At 68.7% G+C, this 15088-nt stretch carries 17 protein-coding genes; 9 read left to right on the plus strand and 8 right to left on the minus strand.

What is annotated here, in order from left to right:
• The first annotated feature begins 1 nt into the window (after nt 1).
• Nucleotides 2–457 carry a VOC family protein gene (locus ACIOVG_RS03990; protein ID WP_400869262.1) on the plus strand — a complete coding sequence of 152 codons (456 nt, stop codon included), beginning with the start codon at nt 2–4 and terminating at the stop codon, nt 455–457.
• A gap of 83 nt (nt 458–540) precedes the next feature.
• Here ACIOVG_RS03990 and thrC read toward each other — a convergent pair whose 3' ends face one another.
• The 4 genes from thrC to ACIOVG_RS04010 form a co-directional block, all read right to left on the minus strand.
• Entirely contained in the window at nt 541–1944 is a 1404-nt protein-coding gene (thrC, locus tag ACIOVG_RS03995) for a threonine synthase (protein WP_400869264.1), read from the minus strand.
• A 103-nt stretch (nt 1945–2047) separates the two neighbouring features.
• Nucleotides 2048–2542: a methylated-DNA--[protein]-cysteine S-methyltransferase gene (locus tag ACIOVG_RS04000; RefSeq protein WP_400869266.1), complete on the minus strand. Its 495-nt coding sequence runs from the start codon at nt 2540–2542 to the stop codon at nt 2048–2050.
• A gap of 46 nt (nt 2543–2588) precedes the next feature.
• On the minus strand, nt 2589–3191 hold the full coding sequence (locus ACIOVG_RS04005) for a response regulator transcription factor (protein WP_363551666.1): 603 nt from the start codon (nt 3189–3191) through the stop codon (nt 2589–2591).
• On the minus strand, nt 3188–4387 hold the full coding sequence (locus tag ACIOVG_RS04010; protein ID WP_400869269.1) for a sensor histidine kinase: 1200 nt from the start codon (nt 4385–4387) through the stop codon (nt 3188–3190). Before ACIOVG_RS04010 ends, ACIOVG_RS04005 begins: the two co-directional genes overlap by 4 nt.
• Before the next feature lie 154 nt (nt 4388–4541).
• Here ACIOVG_RS04010 and ACIOVG_RS04015 point away from each other — a divergent pair, with 154 nt between their 5' ends.
• Nucleotides 4542–5084: a small multidrug efflux protein gene (locus ACIOVG_RS04015; protein ID WP_400869271.1), complete on the plus strand. Its 543-nt coding sequence runs from the start codon at nt 4542–4544 to the stop codon at nt 5082–5084.
• Nucleotides 5085–5680: 596 nt separating this feature from the next.
• Here ACIOVG_RS04015 and ACIOVG_RS04020 read toward each other — a convergent pair.
• Nucleotides 5681–6616: an alpha/beta fold hydrolase gene (locus ACIOVG_RS04020; protein WP_400869273.1), complete on the minus strand. Its 936-nt coding sequence runs from the start codon at nt 6614–6616 to the stop codon at nt 5681–5683.
• Nucleotides 6617–6784: 168 nt separating this feature from the next.
• Between ACIOVG_RS04020 and ACIOVG_RS04025 the strand changes: the two genes are divergently transcribed.
• Both ACIOVG_RS04025 and ACIOVG_RS04030 read left to right on the plus strand, forming a co-directional pair.
• Nucleotides 6785–7120, plus strand: a complete 336-nt coding sequence (locus ACIOVG_RS04025) for an ArsR/SmtB family transcription factor (protein WP_400869275.1) — start codon at nt 6785–6787, stop codon at nt 7118–7120.
• Nucleotides 7120–7785: a cation transporter gene (locus ACIOVG_RS04030; protein ID WP_400869277.1), complete on the plus strand. Its 666-nt coding sequence runs from the start codon at nt 7120–7122 to the stop codon at nt 7783–7785. The genes ACIOVG_RS04025 and ACIOVG_RS04030 overlap by 1 nt, the downstream gene beginning before the upstream one ends.
• 29 nt (nt 7786–7814) lie before the next feature.
• Here ACIOVG_RS04030 and ACIOVG_RS04035 read toward each other — a convergent pair whose 3' ends face one another.
• A complete protein-coding gene (locus ACIOVG_RS04035; protein ID WP_400869279.1) occupies nt 7815–8234 on the minus strand; it encodes a hypothetical protein in 420 nt (139 codons plus the stop codon).
• 45 nt (nt 8235–8279) lie between these two features.
• Here ACIOVG_RS04035 and ACIOVG_RS04040 point away from each other — a divergent pair, with 45 nt between their 5' ends.
• The 5 genes from ACIOVG_RS04040 to ACIOVG_RS04060 all read left to right on the plus strand — a co-directional run bounded on the left by ACIOVG_RS04040 (nt 8280) and on the right by ACIOVG_RS04060 (nt 12303).
• Nucleotides 8280–8888: a hypothetical protein gene (locus tag ACIOVG_RS04040; protein WP_400869281.1), complete on the plus strand. Its 609-nt coding sequence runs from the start codon at nt 8280–8282 to the stop codon at nt 8886–8888.
• A gap of 120 nt (nt 8889–9008) precedes the next feature.
• Nucleotides 9009–9623 carry a copper resistance protein CopC gene (locus tag ACIOVG_RS04045; RefSeq protein WP_400869283.1) on the plus strand — a complete coding sequence of 205 codons (615 nt, stop codon included), beginning with the start codon at nt 9009–9011 and terminating at the stop codon, nt 9621–9623.
• Nucleotides 9624–9634: 11 nt separating this feature from the next.
• Nucleotides 9635–10174 (plus strand): copper chaperone PCu(A)C, encoded by a 540-nt coding sequence (locus ACIOVG_RS04050; RefSeq protein ID WP_400869285.1) that lies wholly within the window; start codon nt 9635–9637, stop codon nt 10172–10174.
• Nucleotides 10174–11400: a Dyp-type peroxidase gene (locus tag ACIOVG_RS04055; RefSeq protein WP_400869287.1), complete on the plus strand. Its 1227-nt coding sequence runs from the start codon at nt 10174–10176 to the stop codon at nt 11398–11400. Before ACIOVG_RS04050 ends, ACIOVG_RS04055 begins: the two co-directional genes overlap by 1 nt.
• Nucleotides 11401–11409: 9 nt before the next feature.
• Complete coding sequence (locus ACIOVG_RS04060; protein WP_400869289.1) at nt 11410–12303, plus strand: SDR family NAD(P)-dependent oxidoreductase; 894 nt, start codon at nt 11410–11412, stop codon at nt 12301–12303.
• 76 nt (nt 12304–12379) lie between these two features.
• On the opposite strand, the gene ACIOVG_RS04065 is transcribed toward ACIOVG_RS04060, so the two are convergent.
• On the minus strand, nt 12380–13651 hold the full coding sequence (locus ACIOVG_RS04065) for a hemolysin family protein (RefSeq protein WP_400869291.1): 1272 nt from the start codon (nt 13649–13651) through the stop codon (nt 12380–12382).
• 94 nt (nt 13652–13745) lie between these two features.
• Complete coding sequence (locus ACIOVG_RS04070) at nt 13746–14759, minus strand: TerC family protein (protein ID WP_400869293.1); 1014 nt, start codon at nt 14757–14759, stop codon at nt 13746–13748.
• Nucleotides 14760–15088 lie beyond the last annotated feature (329 nt).

Below are 15088 nucleotides of genomic sequence, written 5' to 3' on the forward strand. Positions count from 1 at the left end.
CATGAATCGGGTCGAGCACGGCCCGCCACTCATCCCGGGAGTTCTCATGGCCAACCTCAACCCGTATCTCTCCTTCCGCACCGAAGCCCGTCAGGCGATGGAGTTCTATCAGAGTGTGCTCGGCGGTGAACTCGAGATCACCGTCTTCGGCGATTTCCCCGACATGGTCCAGGACCCGAGCCAGAAGGACCTCGTGATGCACGCCCAGCTCACCACCGCCGACGGCCTGGTGCTGATGGGCTCGGACTCGCCCGACGGCATGCCGTACGAGATCCCTCAGGGGTTCTCGGTATCGCTGAGCGGCAACACCCGGGCTCGCACCCAGGAGGTCTGGGACGGACTCGCCGACGGCGGCACCGTCACGATGCCGCTCGACGTGCCGCCGTGGGGTGGGACTTTCGGCATGCTGATCGACCGCTTCGGCATCCCGTGGATGCTGCACGGCGACCCCGAGTGACGACGCGCGGACTCAGAACGGACGAGACCCCGTTCCGCTGACGTCAGCGGGACGGGGTCTCGTCGCGAGTGGAAGTGTTCGAGTCAGCGCAGGGCGTGGGCGGCGATGAACGCACGCAGTGCGTGCTCGTCGTCGGCCATCTCGGTCACGTGCTGCGGAGCGTCGAGCATCTGCCGGAGTTCCGGCGAGTAGTCGAGCTCGACACCGATCGCCTCGAGGATCGTCTCGGCGAACTTCTCGGGCTTGGCCGTCTCGAGCACGAGCATCGGCACGCCGTCTTCGACGTGCTCGCGCGCGACTTTCACGCCATCGGCCGTGTGCGGGTCGATGATCTCGCCCGAGGACTCGTGCACCGAGCGGATGGTCGCGAGCCGGTCCGCATGTGTGCTGGTGCCGCTGACTATGCCGAACTCCTCGGCGAAGCGGGGCTGCTGGTCGCTGAAGTCGAAGAAGCCCTGGTCATCGAGCTCCTGCCAGGCGCCGACGACGCGCTCGGGGTCACGATCGACGAGCCCGAAGATGAAGCGCTCCAGGTTCGAGGCCTTCGAGATGTCCATGGAGGGGCTGGAGGTCGCCAACGTCTGTGCGGCGCTGCGCGGGCGGTAGATCCCGGTGCGGAAGAACTCGTCGAGCACGTTGTTCTCGTTCGCGGCGAGCACGAGACGGCGGATCGGCAGACCCATCTGCTTCGCGAAGAAGCCGGAGAGGATGTTGCCGAAGTTTCCAGACGGCACCGTGAAAGACACCTCGGTCGCGCCGTGCGCATCCGTCGCCCGCAGCCAGGCCCAGAAGTAGTAGACCGTCTGCGCCGTGATGCGGGCGAGGTTGATCGAGTTCACCGCACCCAGGTTCTGCGAGCGCTTGAACTCGAGGTCGCCGGCGAGGTGCTTGACCAGGTTCTGGCAGTCGTCGAAGACGCCCTCGACCGCGATGTTGTGCACGTTCGCATCGTCGAGCGAGAACATCTGCGCCCGCTGGAACGCGCTCATGCGGCCCTGCGGCGACAGCATGAAGACCGAGATGCGCTCCTTGCCGCGCAGCGCGTGCTCGGCTGCCGAGCCGGTGTCACCCGAGGTGGCGCCGAGGATGTTGAGCACCGCGCCCTTGCGCTCGAGCGCGTACTCGATCACCTGGCCGAGGAACTGCATCGCCATGTCCTTGAAGGCCAGAGTCGGCCCTTCGGACAATCCGACGAGCGTGAGTCCATCGCCGATCGGCCGCAGCGGCACGACGCTCTCGGGGAAGGAGGCGTAGGCCGCATCCGTCATGCGCGCGAGGTCTTCCCGCGGGATGTCGGTCGCGAAGAGTCCGAGCACCTCGGTCGCGAGCTGCGGGTAGGTCAGAGCCCGCCAGCGCTCGAGCGTCTCGGTGCTGACGGCGGGCATCACCTCGGGAACGGCGAGCCCCCCATCGGGCGCGAGGCCCTCCAACAGCGTCTCGCTGAACGGCTGCGGCTGCATACCGCCGCGGGTGGAGATGAACTGCACGTTGGCTCCTCGGCTCGGGACTCGGCGTGTCCATTCTCTCAGGCCGGGCCGACGCCCGATGACGGGATGACGGATACTCACGCCGTGCTCAGCGCCACCGCACTCAGAACAGGGAGGTCGGCAGCGCGCCCTCGTGCTCCAGGAGCCACCGCTTGGTCACGAGCCCTTCGCCGGGATCGCCTCCGGAATAGCCACCCAGCCCGTCTCCGGCGACCACCCGGTGGCAGGGCACGATCAGCGGCACCGGATTCGCGCCCATGATCGACCCGATCCCGCGCGCCGGCACCGTCGTGCCGCTTCGGGCCGCCAGGCCGCCGTAGGTGATGGTCTCGCCGTGGCCGACCGTCTCATACAGCGCCATCAGCACCGCCCTCGTGGCGACGGTCTGGTCGCCGAGGTCGATCGGCACGTCGAAGGTGCGCAGCCGCCCGTCGAAGTACGCGCTCAGCTGGGCGAGGGCCTCGTCCACCAGTGCATCCGGTTCTGCTGCGACACCATCCGGGGCCTGTGATCGCCAGGTCACCCGCGTGATCGCCGAGCCGTCGCTCACGACGCCGACCACACCCACCGGCGTCGACAGCGATCCGAACGAACTCATGCGATGAGGCTACCCCGGCATGCGGACACCGCGGCCGCCCCGACGATCAGATCCAGCCGCGCTCCTCGGCGATCAGCACCGCCTGCTGGCGCGTGCCGACCGCGAGCTTGCCGAGGATCGCGGAGATGTGGTTGCGCACGGTTCCCGGCGCCAGGGCGAGCGCGCGAGCGATCTGCCCGGTCGTCTCTCCCCGTCGTCCGGCACGCAGCACGTCGAGTTCGCGATCGGTCAGCGGCGAGCGCTCGTCGCTCAGGGCATCGGCGGCGACCTCGGGGTCGACGTAGCGTGCACCGGCGGCGACGCGACGGATCACGGCGGCCACCTCATCGGCACCGCGGGACTTGGGGAGGAACCCCGCCACGCCGGATGCCAGCGCCCGACGCAGCACGCCGGGGCGGGCATGACGGGTGACGACGATGCAGCGTGTGGCGATCGCCCGGTTCAGGCGCTCGGAGACCTGCACCCCGTCGAGTCCCGGCATCTCCAGATCGAGCAGGCAGACATCGGGCTGCAGTCGCAGCGCTTCCGCGACCGCCTGCTCCCCGTCCTCGCACTCCGCGATGACCTCGATGTCGTCTTCGAGTCGCAGCAACGCGGCGAGCGCCGAGCGGATCATGGCCTCGTCATCGGCGAGCAGCACGCGGATCATCGCGCCTCCTCCGCGTGCGCCGGCACCGTGACCGTGACCGTGAACTCCTCGGCCTCGCGACCGACGTCGAGCGTGCCGTGCGCTTCGTCGATGCGTCGTCGGATGCCGTCGAGCCCGGACCCTGCCGCATCCTGGGGGGCATCGCCGACCGCGTCGTTCGAGATCGTGTACCGCCACGCGTCGCCCGCCCGGACGAGCACGAGCCGTGCCCGGTGACCGCCGCCGTGACGGAGCACGTTCGTCGTCGTCTCCCGGATCACCGGGCCCAGGGCCGCAGCCGGGGCCTCATCGGCGTCGGCGGGGATCACCGCCTCGACCTCGAGCCCGGCGGCGCGGAGCAGATCGCGGGCGTTCGCGATCTCATCGCCGAGCGGGACCGAGCGGAACCGCAGTGCGAGGTCGCGTGTGCCCTGGCGTGCGTCATCGACGCTCGCGCGCGCAGCACGGAGCTGCTCCATGCCGGCAGCGGCATCCTGCGGCATCAGACGTTCGGCGAGCTCCAGCTGCAGCGCCACCACCTGGAGATGGTGGCCCTGCAGGTCGTGCACATCGGTCGCGACGCGCAGTCGCTCCTGGGTCGCGGCCAGGCGAGACTCCGAAGCCCTCGCCCTGTCGAGCGTGATGAGCACGTCCCACCACCACAGCGAGCTGACCGTCATGATCGGAAGCAGCACCGTGTAGGCGATGGGGAACAGCAGCGGGATCTCGTCGGCGACGTCGACGGTCGAATCCACCACGGCGAGGCAGATCATCGCGATCGTCACGGCGATGACCACTCGGTAGCGCACCCCGCGCGGCCAGTTCAGCAGCACGAGAGACTGCGCGATCGGCATCAGCATCAGCTGCCAGCTCCCGGCGACGGCACCCGCTGCGATCCCGTACGCGACGGCGACCAGGAGCGGCACGACAAGCCGCGCCCAACGAACACCCGGCTCTGCGTCGAGCCGGTGCCGATAGTCGACCAGCAGCGGGATCGTGGAGGCGATCCAGAGCAGACCGCCACCACCCACCACGACTCCGACGAATGCCCTCAGATCGACCGCCATCGTGATGACCGTCCAGGCACCGACGATCGCGAGCTCGAAGAAGATGACGGCCGTCGCGGTGTACCACCAGGTCGCGGTGACGCCACGGGACAGCTGTCGGGCCCCCGGCGTCGGTGCGGCGGGGGCGAGGGGCGCGTCGGGGCTGCTCACCCCACCACGATACGGGCGTGACAGTTGTCACGGATGGCTCATGCGATCCACCCGGAAAGTGGTGACAGCACGGCACTGCCGCTTGCCGCACCATCCCGATGAACTGGAGTCATCGCAGCGGGGAGACCGCTGCACCGACCCCAGGAGCATCACCATGAACCTCATCGGAACCTTCCAGGACCTGGTCGCGCAGGTCCCGGATCTCGTGCAGCCGCTCATCGTCGCTCTCGCCGGCGCGATCCCCTTCATCGAGGGCGAGGGCGCCGCGGGGATCGGGATCATCGGCGGCATCCCTCCCGTGATCGCCGCGATCGCCGCGATGATCGGGAACTTCGTGTGCGTCGCCATCCTCGTGCTCGCCAGTTCAGGAGCCCGACAGGCGATCGTCAACCGCTCACGCATCCGCGAGTCCGTGGTCGCCGGCGGTGGAGCGCCGCTCGTCGACGAGACGCCGTCTGCGGATGCCGGTCACCGCAGCGCCCGCAAGGAGAAGTTCCAGCGCGCATTCGAGCGCTACGGCGTTCCCGGAGTGAGCCTGCTCGGCCCGCTCCTGCTCCCCACGCACTTCACCGCGACGATGCTCGCCGCCGCCGGAATCGGCAAGGCGCGCATCCTCCTCTGGCAGGCGGTCGCGATCATCGGCTGGACCACGATCGTCGCCGTGATCGTGGGCGGCGCGGTCTACGCCGTGAGCTGACCCGCACGCGAACCAGAACACCCCCGTCAGGTCGACGGGGGTGTTCTGCGCAGGCGGGCACGAGGGCCGCTGCGCCCGACATCCGTCGTCAGCCTCCGCCGCGCCGGGGGTGGCGCCGACCGATCACGGTCAGACACGGCATCCCCGGCGGGTCCGGCCGACGCCCCCGGCCGTCGAATCACGGAGACGATGACGGACAACGGACTGATCCGTGGACATTCCTCCGTCGATCGTCACCGGCTCCGTCATCCGTCCGGGCGGGATGCCGCGGGCTCGGCATCCCGGATGAGTCCGACCGACGCCCCCGGCCGTCGAATCACGGAGACGATGACGGACAACGGACTGATCCGTGGACATTCCTCCGTCGATCATCACAGGCTCCGTCATCCGTCGCGGCGGCATGCCGCGGGCTCGGCACCCCGGATGAGTCCGACCGGGACCCCCGGCTGACAAATCACGGAGACGATGACGAACCACGGACTGATCCGTGGAGATTCCTCCGTCGATCGTCACAGGTTCCGTGATCCGTCGCGGCGGGATCCCGGGCACACGAGAGCGCTTGCCGACCCCGGGAGTCGGCAACCGCTCTCACGACGTCAGCGATCCAGCGCGGAGAGGAATGCGGCCGTTCCCTGAGCGATCTCCGCCGACAGTTCGTGGTGCAGGTAGTGCGGGCCATCCAGGACCACGACCTCTCCGTGCTCGACGCTCGCCGCCTGCTGCTCGTGGATGTCGACCCACTCCGCGGTGTCCTGCCCGCTCACGAAGCTCAGCACCGGCAGATCGGCCGGGAAGACCTCCCCGCTCACCGCGGCGAAGTTGCCGGGAGTGTGCTCGACCTCGTCGACCATGGTGGGCGCCCCCGCGTTCTTCGCGCTCAGCATCACCATCTGCCGTCGGGACTCGTCGTCGTAGGGCAGCCCGTCGTAGGGGTCGCCCGCGATCGCGGCGAGCAGACGCGTGATCCCGAGGGTGCGCAGCACCACCATGGCGTCCGTCGGGATCGGCTCGTCGGAGCCCGCGTGATCGGGCACGCTGTTGTCGATGCCGATGAAGGCCGTGAGCTCGTCGGGGTATGCCGCACTGTAGGTGAGCGCGTAGATGCCGCCGATCGAATGCGCCATGAGCGCGTACTTCGTGACGCCGAGCTGCTGGAGGGCTTCATGGATCTCCGCTGTGATGTTCTCACCCGTGCGCGGGGTGACGGTCGCGTCGCTGAGCCCGGTGCCGAACGGCTCGACGACGATCACGCGGTATTCCTTCGCCAGCTCGTCGGTCAGGGGGTGGAAGTCGCGACCCGGTGACGCGGTGCCGAGACCGGGCAGCAGGACGATCGTCTCCTCACCACTGCCGGCGACGACGACGTTCATGGTCTTGCCGTCGACCTCCACACCCTGCCCGTAGGCGGTGATCTGCGCGGACTCCACCTGCGTGGCGATCGCGTTGCCGATCGCGGTGGACGTGACCGCGAGCACGGGGATGGCGACGATGACGCCGACGGTGATGAGCAGGGATTTCGCGAACTTCCGCATAGGTTCCGTTCAGGTCGGGGACCGATGAAGACAGGTCCGGGAGTGTCCTCTCAGCCCACCACCGACGGCATCCGGCGAGAAGTGTCGGCCCGTCATCGATCGCGGTGACAACTGTCATGAGGCGAGTACAGACTTGAGTGAATTCAGATATCTCTGTACTCTCAAAGAGTGATCACCGCTCCTGCCTCCCTGACGCACACGGCCGCCGTCGCCCGACTCGGACACGCGCTGTCCGATCCCACGCGCGCCGGCATTCTGCTCGCGCTGCGCGAGAACGCCGCCTATCCCGCCGACCTCGCCGAGTCGCTGGGCGTCTCGCGTCAGGTGATGTCGAACCACCTCGCCTGCCTGCGCGGGTGCGGTCTCGTCGAGAGCGTTCCTGACGGCCGCCGCAGCCGGTACCAGCTGACCGATGAGCACCTCGCTCCGGCACTGAACGAGCTCATGCGCGTGGTGCTGATCGTCGAACCCGACTGCTGCTCCGGAGAAGGCTGCACCTGCTGATGTCGGCCGTCGTCTCCTCGGCACGGCGCGAGACCCTGCACCGCCGCATCCGCCTGATCGTCGCGATCACGATCGGGTACAACCTGATCGAAGCGGTCATCGCGATCGCCGCGGGCTCGGTGGCGTCATCCGCCGCGCTGATCGGCTTCGGCCTGGACTCCACGATCGAGGTGCTCTCGGCCGCCGCCGTCGCATGGCAGTTCACGCGCCGCGACCCCGAGCGGTGGGAGAAGCCGACCCTGCGGGTGATCGCCGTCGCCTTCTTCGCGCTCGCGATCTACGTCGCTGCGACCTCAGTGCTGTCATTGGTCACCGCGCAGCGTCCGGAGCACAGCACAGTCGGCATCGTGTTGACCGCGATCAGCGTGGCCGTGATGCCCTTCCTGTCGTTCGCGGAGCGGCTGGCCGGGCGGGAGATCGGATCAGCGACCGCCGTCGCCGACTCCAAGCAGACGCTGATCTGCACCTACCTGTCGGCCGCGGTGCTCATCGGCCTGGTCGTGAACTCGCTGTTCGGATGGTGGTGGGCGGATGCCGTCGCCGGACTCGTGATCGCGGCCTTCGCCGTCCGTGAGGGGCTGGAGGCGTGGAGGGGCGATACGTGCGCCACGTCGGTGGGGATGCTGCTCGAGGAGGGCGACCACCACGAGCACCCCGAGCGCTGACGAGCACGGGCGACCGATCCGCCTGGGGGCTAGGAGATCTCCCCGTCGCCCTGTCGGGGCTCTGTGCGGGCGAACAGTCGCCGCACGCCGCCGCGCGACAGCATGAGCACGACGATGAGCAGTGTGACGAGGAAGAAGCCGCCGAGCTGCACGGCGTCGCCGAAGACGAGGTCGACGAGTTCCAGCACCAGGAACTTGCTCCCCGGGAGCACCAGCACGAGCACGACGACGCCGATCACCCGAGAGGCGACGGCCCCCTCCGAGCGGATGCGGGCGAGCGCCTTCGCCTTCACCCACACGACGATCTCGAGCACGATCTTGAGCAGGATCGCGGTGAGCAGAGCCAGCAGGAACGTCTCCGATATCACCGCGGGGAAGAGCTGGCTGAACGCACCGAGGACCACGAGATACACCAGGACGTCGACGAGATCGATCGGGCGGATCCGCATGCGTGGAGTCTATCGAGCGGGCATCCGCCTGACAGAATGGGAATCGTGCATCAGTCCAGGAGGCCCGCGGTCCTGCGCGGGTTCGCGGCGTCGTCCGTGGCGATCTTCGCCGCGCTCGCCGGCCACGTCTCCGCCGGTGGCGCGATGCCGGGCCTGCTGGGCATCGCGGTTCCCTGGGTACTGTCGTTCATGGTGTGCGTACTGCTCGCCGGGCGCCGTCTCTCCGCGCTGAGGCTCGCACTCTCGGTCGTGATCAGCCAGTTCCTCTTCCACGTGCTGTTCGTGCTGGGAACGGTCCCCTCCTCGGGCACCGCGGCGCCGCACGTGCACGGTGCCCCCGTCGTCCTTCCCGCGATCGCGGGGAGCGCCGACACCGTCGTCGCACTCGACGCCACGATGTGGATCGGCCACGCCTTCGCCGCCCTGGTCACGATCGTCGCCCTGCACCGCGGCGAGCGCCTGCTCCTCGGTCTGCGTGACCTGGCGCAGCAGAGCGTGCGCTGGGTGCAGCAGCGGATCGACGCCGTCCTCGCCGCACCGCATCCGCACCGCACGCCCCGCGCGTTCATCGGCACACATGTCGATGCGCTGTACAGCGCCACTCTGCTCGCGACACTTCGCGGGCGCGCTCCGCCCGCTCTCCGCACGGTCTGATCCACGCCCCCGGCTGTCCTGGCCGGCGGTGATCCGCGCTCGCCCGGAGGCTCCTCCGCGCGAGCGTTCCGAACGCACGTGCGGCGTCGATCGACGACGCCTGTCGAGAGGTCCTTCATCATGTCTCCTGTCCACCGATGGGCGGTGGGGGTGACGGTGGCCGCGGTCGCGACTCTCGCGACGGCTCTGCCGGCATCCGCCCACGACGCCCTGGTCCATAGCACCCCGCAAGTCGACGAGCGGCTGACCGCCGCTCCCGAGCACATCGTCCTGACGTTCTCGGGAGAGCTGCTGACGCTCGGCGACTCGACCACGGGGGCCGTGGTGCTCGTGATCGACGAGAACGGCCGCGACTGGGCCGGCGACGATGTCGAGGTCGCGGGCAACACCGTGACCGTCGACGTCGATCCCGGAATGCCGGATGCCGGATACCAGGTGCGCTGGCAGGTCGTCTCGGAAGACGGGCATCCGATCTCGGGCATCGTCCCGTTCACGATCGGGGACGCCGAACCGATGGCGTTGCAGGGAACCGGCGGCCGAGAATCCGTCGCAGACGCCGAGGACCCTGCGGATCAGACCACTCAGGAACAGAGCGGCGTGCCGCGCGCGCTGCTCATCGGCGGAGGCGGGGCGGTCATCGCCGCCGCCGCGTTCGCCCTCTATCGATTCCTTCGCCGTCCGCGGACGGCAGCTGCGGCGGCCGAGAACGACGGCACCGCAGAACGAGAACTGTGAAAGGTCATTCCATGAACACCACCACTCTGAAGCCCCTCCCGCGATTCGCCGCCCTGGTCGCGATCTCGCTGCTCGCACTCACCGGATGCGCCGGCACGACCGCTCCGGCCGAGTCGGAGTCCGCTCGGGCCGGCGATTCGGTCACGATCGAGGACGCGTGGGTGAAAGCGGCCGACGAGGGCATGTCGGCCGCGTTCGGCACCCTCACCAACACCGGATCGGATGACGTCACCGTCGTCTCCGCCGAGACCGCCGCGTCGACCATGGTCGAGCTGCACGAGACCGTGGAGAACGAGTCCGGCGAGATGGTCATGCGCGAGATCGAGGGCGGATTCGTGATCCCGGCCGGCGGCACCCTGGTGCTGGAGCCGGGCGCGAGCCACATCATGCTCATGGATCTCGCAGGGCCGCTGCAGGCGGGCGCCGAGGTCACCGTCACCCTGACGTTCTCCGACGACTCGACGTACGAATTCACGGCTCCGGTGAAGGACTACTCGGGCGCGAACGAGAACTACGAAGACGGCGACGAGCACGAAGGCATGGATCACTGATGCCGGCGCCCGCTGAGGGCGCGCGCTCCGATCGCACCGGGTCGACCCGGCGGCAGTTCCTCCTCGGAGGAGCTGTCGCCGGCGTCGGCGCGGCCACGGCGATCGGTGTCGACTACGCGCTCACTCGACAGGACGCACCGGCGACCGCACCATCGACGCCCCTGAACGGCGACGAGACGGTGCCCTTCTTCGGCATCCACCAGGCCGGGATCGACACCCCGGCGCAGGCTCACGGCCTGTTCCTCGGGCTGGACCTCCTCGACACGACCGACCGCGAGGGGCTCACCCGCCTGCTGCGCATCGTCACCGACGACGCCGCCCGTCTGACCCAGGGCGTCCCCGCGCTCGCGGACTCGGAGCCCGAGCTCGCCCTGGCGCCTGCGCGGCTGACCGTGACCTTCGGCTTCGGGCCCCGGCTGGTGGCACGTGCCGGCGGCGCCGGGCCGTCGTGGCTCACGCCGCTCCCGGCCTTCACGGTCGACCGGCTCCAGCCCGAGTTCAGCGACGGCGACCTGCTGCTACAGATCGCCGGAGACGATCCGCTGACCGTGGCACATGCGGCGCGCATGCTGCTGAAGGACACCCGCAGCTTCGCGAGCCTGCGCTGGAGCCAGAACGGGTTCCGCCGCGCCCACGGCACCGAACGAGCGGGCACGACCATGCGCAACCTGTTCGGTCAGGTCGACGGCACCACGAACCCGCAGCCGGGGACGAAGGACTTCGACGCCGTGGTGTGGTCGGATGACGACTGGCTGGCCGGTGGCACGAGCGCCGTGATCCGCCGCATCCGGATGGACCTCGACAAGTGGGATCGACTCGACCGCAGCGGACGAGAGGCGTCGGTCGGACGGAACCTCGCGAACGGCGCTCCCCTGACCGGGAAGGAGGAGTTCGACGAACCCGACTTCGAGGCGACGACGGCGATCGGCTTCCCCGTCATCCCGCAGTTCGCTCACATCCGTCGCGCCCGGGGCGATGACGGGGAGAAGATCTTCCGTCGCGCCTACAACTACGACGAGAGACCGACCGGGAGCAGCGTCTCGGAGTCCGGACTGATCTTCGTGTCGTTCCAGGCCGACGTCGACCGGCAGTTCACCCCGATGCAGCGACGGCTCGACGAACTCGACCTGCTCAACGAGTGGACCACCCCGATCGGTTCCGCCGTCTTCGCCGTTCCACCCGGGTGCCGCGAGGGCGGCTTCATCGGCGACACTCTCCTCACGTAGGTTGAGGGGATGGATGCCTCGACCGAGCTGCACGGCCGCACGATCCTCGTCACGGGTGCGAATGCGGGGATCGGCTACTGGTGCGTCGAGCAGCTGGCGGCGCGGGGCGCCCGCGTCGTGCTGGGCTGCCGCTCCCCTGACCGTGCGCGACAGGCCGTGGCTGCGGTCAGGTCGCAGGTGCCGGCGGCTGATCTGGGCATCCTCCCCCTCGACCTCGGATCCCTCGCGAGCGTCGCCGAGGCGGCATCCGGTGTCGACGAACGGCTCGATGCCGTCATCTGCAATGCGGGGGTGAAAGCTGCGCAGCGCGACGCCCGCACGCGCGATGGGCTCGACCTGATGGTCGGCACGAACTTCCTCGGACACTTCGCGCTCCTCGCCCGGCTCGAGCATGCCCTCACGCAGGATGCCCGTGTGGTCGCGGTCGGGTCGCTCGCCCACCGCTTCGCTGACATCGACCCCGCCACGCTCTCCGACCCGTGGCGGGGCTCCTCCCTCCGGCAGTACGGGCGCTCGAAGGCCGCACTCATGGCCTTCGCGTTCGAGCTCGACCGCCGCTGGGCCGACTCCCCTCGCCTCGCCGTGTGCGCGCACCCGGGCTACGCGGTCGATCCGCTCACCCCGCAGCGCCCGGGTGCGGTCGAGACGCCGGCCATCCTGCGCGCCCTCGCCGCGCCGACACGCGTCGTCGTGCAGGGAAAGGACGGCGGGGCGCTGCCGATCGTGCACGCCGCCACCGGCGCCGATGTCGTCGGCGGCGACTACTGGGGTCCGAGCGGCGCGCTGGAGTTCCGGGGCGCCCCGGCCCGTGTCAGCGCATCGGACCAGGTGCACTCCCCCGCCACCGGTGCCGCGCTGTGGGACGCGGCCGAGCGGATCACCGGGGTTACCTTCTCGGCCTGAGCACGGAGCCGCCCCGTGTGCACGCGCTCACGGGGCGGCTCATCTCGCAGGAGGCCGGCAGCCTCACTCCGGCGCGTCAGTCGGAGTCGCTGTGTGCGGTCACCCGCACCCGGGCGATGCGGCGCCGGTCGAGCTCGGCCACCTGGATGGTGGCCCCCTCGACCTCCACGACATCTCCGACGACCGCCAGGCGTCCGAGCTGCTCCGTCACGAATCCGGCGATCGTGTCGGAGGACCCTCGAGGCAGCTCGATGCCGGTCGCCTCCTCGAAGTCCTGCAGATTGAGGCGTCCGTCGAGAGCGCCACCGGGAACCTCCAGCTCGGCGGTGTCGTACTCGTCGAAGATCTCGCCGACGACCTCCTCCACGAGGTCTTCGAGTGTGACGAGCCCATCGGTCCCGCCGTATTCGTCCACGACGACGGCGATGTGGTGCCCCTCGGCCCGCAGGCGCGTGAGCGTCGGCAGCACCCGCGCCGTCGACGGGATGTAGAGGATGGGGCGCACCAGAGTCGAGAGCGCCTGGGTCGGATCCTCGGCGACCGCCTCGAACAGGTCGCGCACGTGGACGAAGCCGGTGATGTCGTCGATGGACTTGTCCGACACGGGGTACCGCGAGAACGGCAGCTCACGTGCCTGCGCGATCGCCTCGCCGACCGTGAACGTCTCGTCGAGTGCGACGACCTCAGGACGAGGGCGCATGACCTCGCTGATCTGCCGCCCGCGCAGAGACAGCACGTCGTCCAGGATCCGTCGCTCGTCATCCGGAAGACCCTGGTGGCTGGCGACGATCTCGCGCACCTCCTCGTCGGTCATCTCATCGGCGGTCTTGTGCGGATCGCCGCCGAGCACGCGCACCAGCGCGTTGGTCGATACCGACAGCAGCCAGATCACCGGACGCATCACGGTCGCGAAGCCGTTCAGGGCAGGAGCGACGGCGTACGCGAACTGCGCGTTGCGCTGGATCGCCAGACGCTTCGGCACGAGTTCGCCGAGCACGAGCGACAGGTACGCGATGACCAGCGTGAGCACCAGCGTCGCGACGGTGAGCGACAGCGGAGCCGCCATCCCCCACGACTCGAAGACCGGAGCCACCGAGGGCGCGATCGAGGTCGCCCCGTACGCCGCCGACGCGAAGCCGGCAACGGTCACACCGATCTGCACGGCGGAGAGGAAGGTGTTGGGGTTGCGGGCGAGGGCGGCGACTTTCGCGCCGCGGCGCCCGCGCTGGCCGATCGCGGTGATCTGGCTCTCACGCAGTGTGACCAGCGCCATCTCCGTGGCAGCGAAGACACCGCCGATCAGCACGAACGCGAAGACGAGAGCGATGTTCCAGAGCAGGTCGCCCATCAGCGGACGGCCCTGTCTGTCGTGGGGTGAGCGCCCGGTGCGAACCGGACGCTCGTACTGTCAGAGTCCGAAGAGTCAGAACAGCGCTGCGCGCTCAAGAGTGCTCCTTTGTGGTGGGGGTTTCGGTGGCGGAAGTGACGGCGGCGGGGTCGCGTCGCGTCTTCATGAGGCTGGCGACCGTGGCGACCGCGATGGTCGCGGCGATGAAGAGCAGCGAGAACCAGATGGGGATCTCGGGGGCCCAGAGCACCGGCTCACCGCCGTTGACGAACGGCAGCTCGTTGACGTGCAGAGCGTGGAACACGAGCTTGACGCCGATGAACGCGAGGATGACAGCGAGGCCCTGGGCGAGGTACACCAGGCGCTCCAGAAGGCCGCCGATCAGGAAGTACAGCTGACGCAGACCCATGAGCGCGAAGGCGTTCGCGGTGAACACGATGTACGCCTCGTCGGTCAGGCCGTAGATCGCGGGGATCGAGTCGACCGCGAAGACCAGGTCGATGAAGCCGATCGCGATGATCGTCAGGAGCATCGGTGTGACGAAGCGCTTGCCGTTCTTGACGACGGTCAGGCGGTCCTTGTTGTACTCGTCGCTCACCGGCAGGTGGCGGCGCACGAAGGTCATGAAGCGCCCGTTGGCGGGGTCGCTCTCGTGGTTGCTGAAGGCCTGACGGTAGGCGAGCACGAGGAGCAGCGCACCGAACAGGTAGAAGATCCAGGAGAAGTTCTCGATCAGCGTCGCGCCGACCGCGATGAAGATCCCGCGCAGGATCAGCGCGATCACGATGCCGATCATCAGCACCTTCTGCTGATAGATCTTCGGTACCGCGAACCCGGTCATCACGATCAGGAACACGAAGAGGTTGTCGATAGACAGCGCCTTCTCGGTCAGATATCCGGCGAAGTACTCCCCGCCGAACGTCCACCCGGAGAAGATGCCGATGCCGACACCGAACAGCAGCGCGAGGCTGATGTAGAAGATCGACCACCGCGCGGACTCGGCGATGGTCGGCTCGTGCGGTGTGCGCACGTGCGCGAAGAACTCATAGACGAAGAACGCGATCGTGACCGCGATCGTGATGACCCAGATGAGGGGCGTGATTTCCAAGAGAGGCTCCAGACTCGGCGTAGCAAAAAGCAGCGCCAAAGTCTTCTCCATTCCTGAGATCAGGAACCGGTGGGCCGGGATGCGACTGCATCCGTAATGACGAACCCACCGTGTCGGAGTACTCCCCTTGGTTCCCCCAGTCTAGGGGGTCGCAGAGGGTGCTCTCTGACGGTTCGCCGGGAACCTCGTGACGGTCACAGACTCGACCACTGAGCACCGCCTGCTCGCTGTCGTCGTGCGAGTGCTCCCCGGAGTCGACGGGCACACGTCGCGCGAGCTCATCGGTCCGATACGGTGAAGTCAGGATGACTCTCGCTCCGACGAAGATC

The sequence above is a fragment of the Microbacterium sp. NPDC087591 genome (assembly GCF_044743625.1).
Lineage (GTDB): Bacteria > Actinomycetota > Actinomycetes > Actinomycetales > Microbacteriaceae > Microbacterium.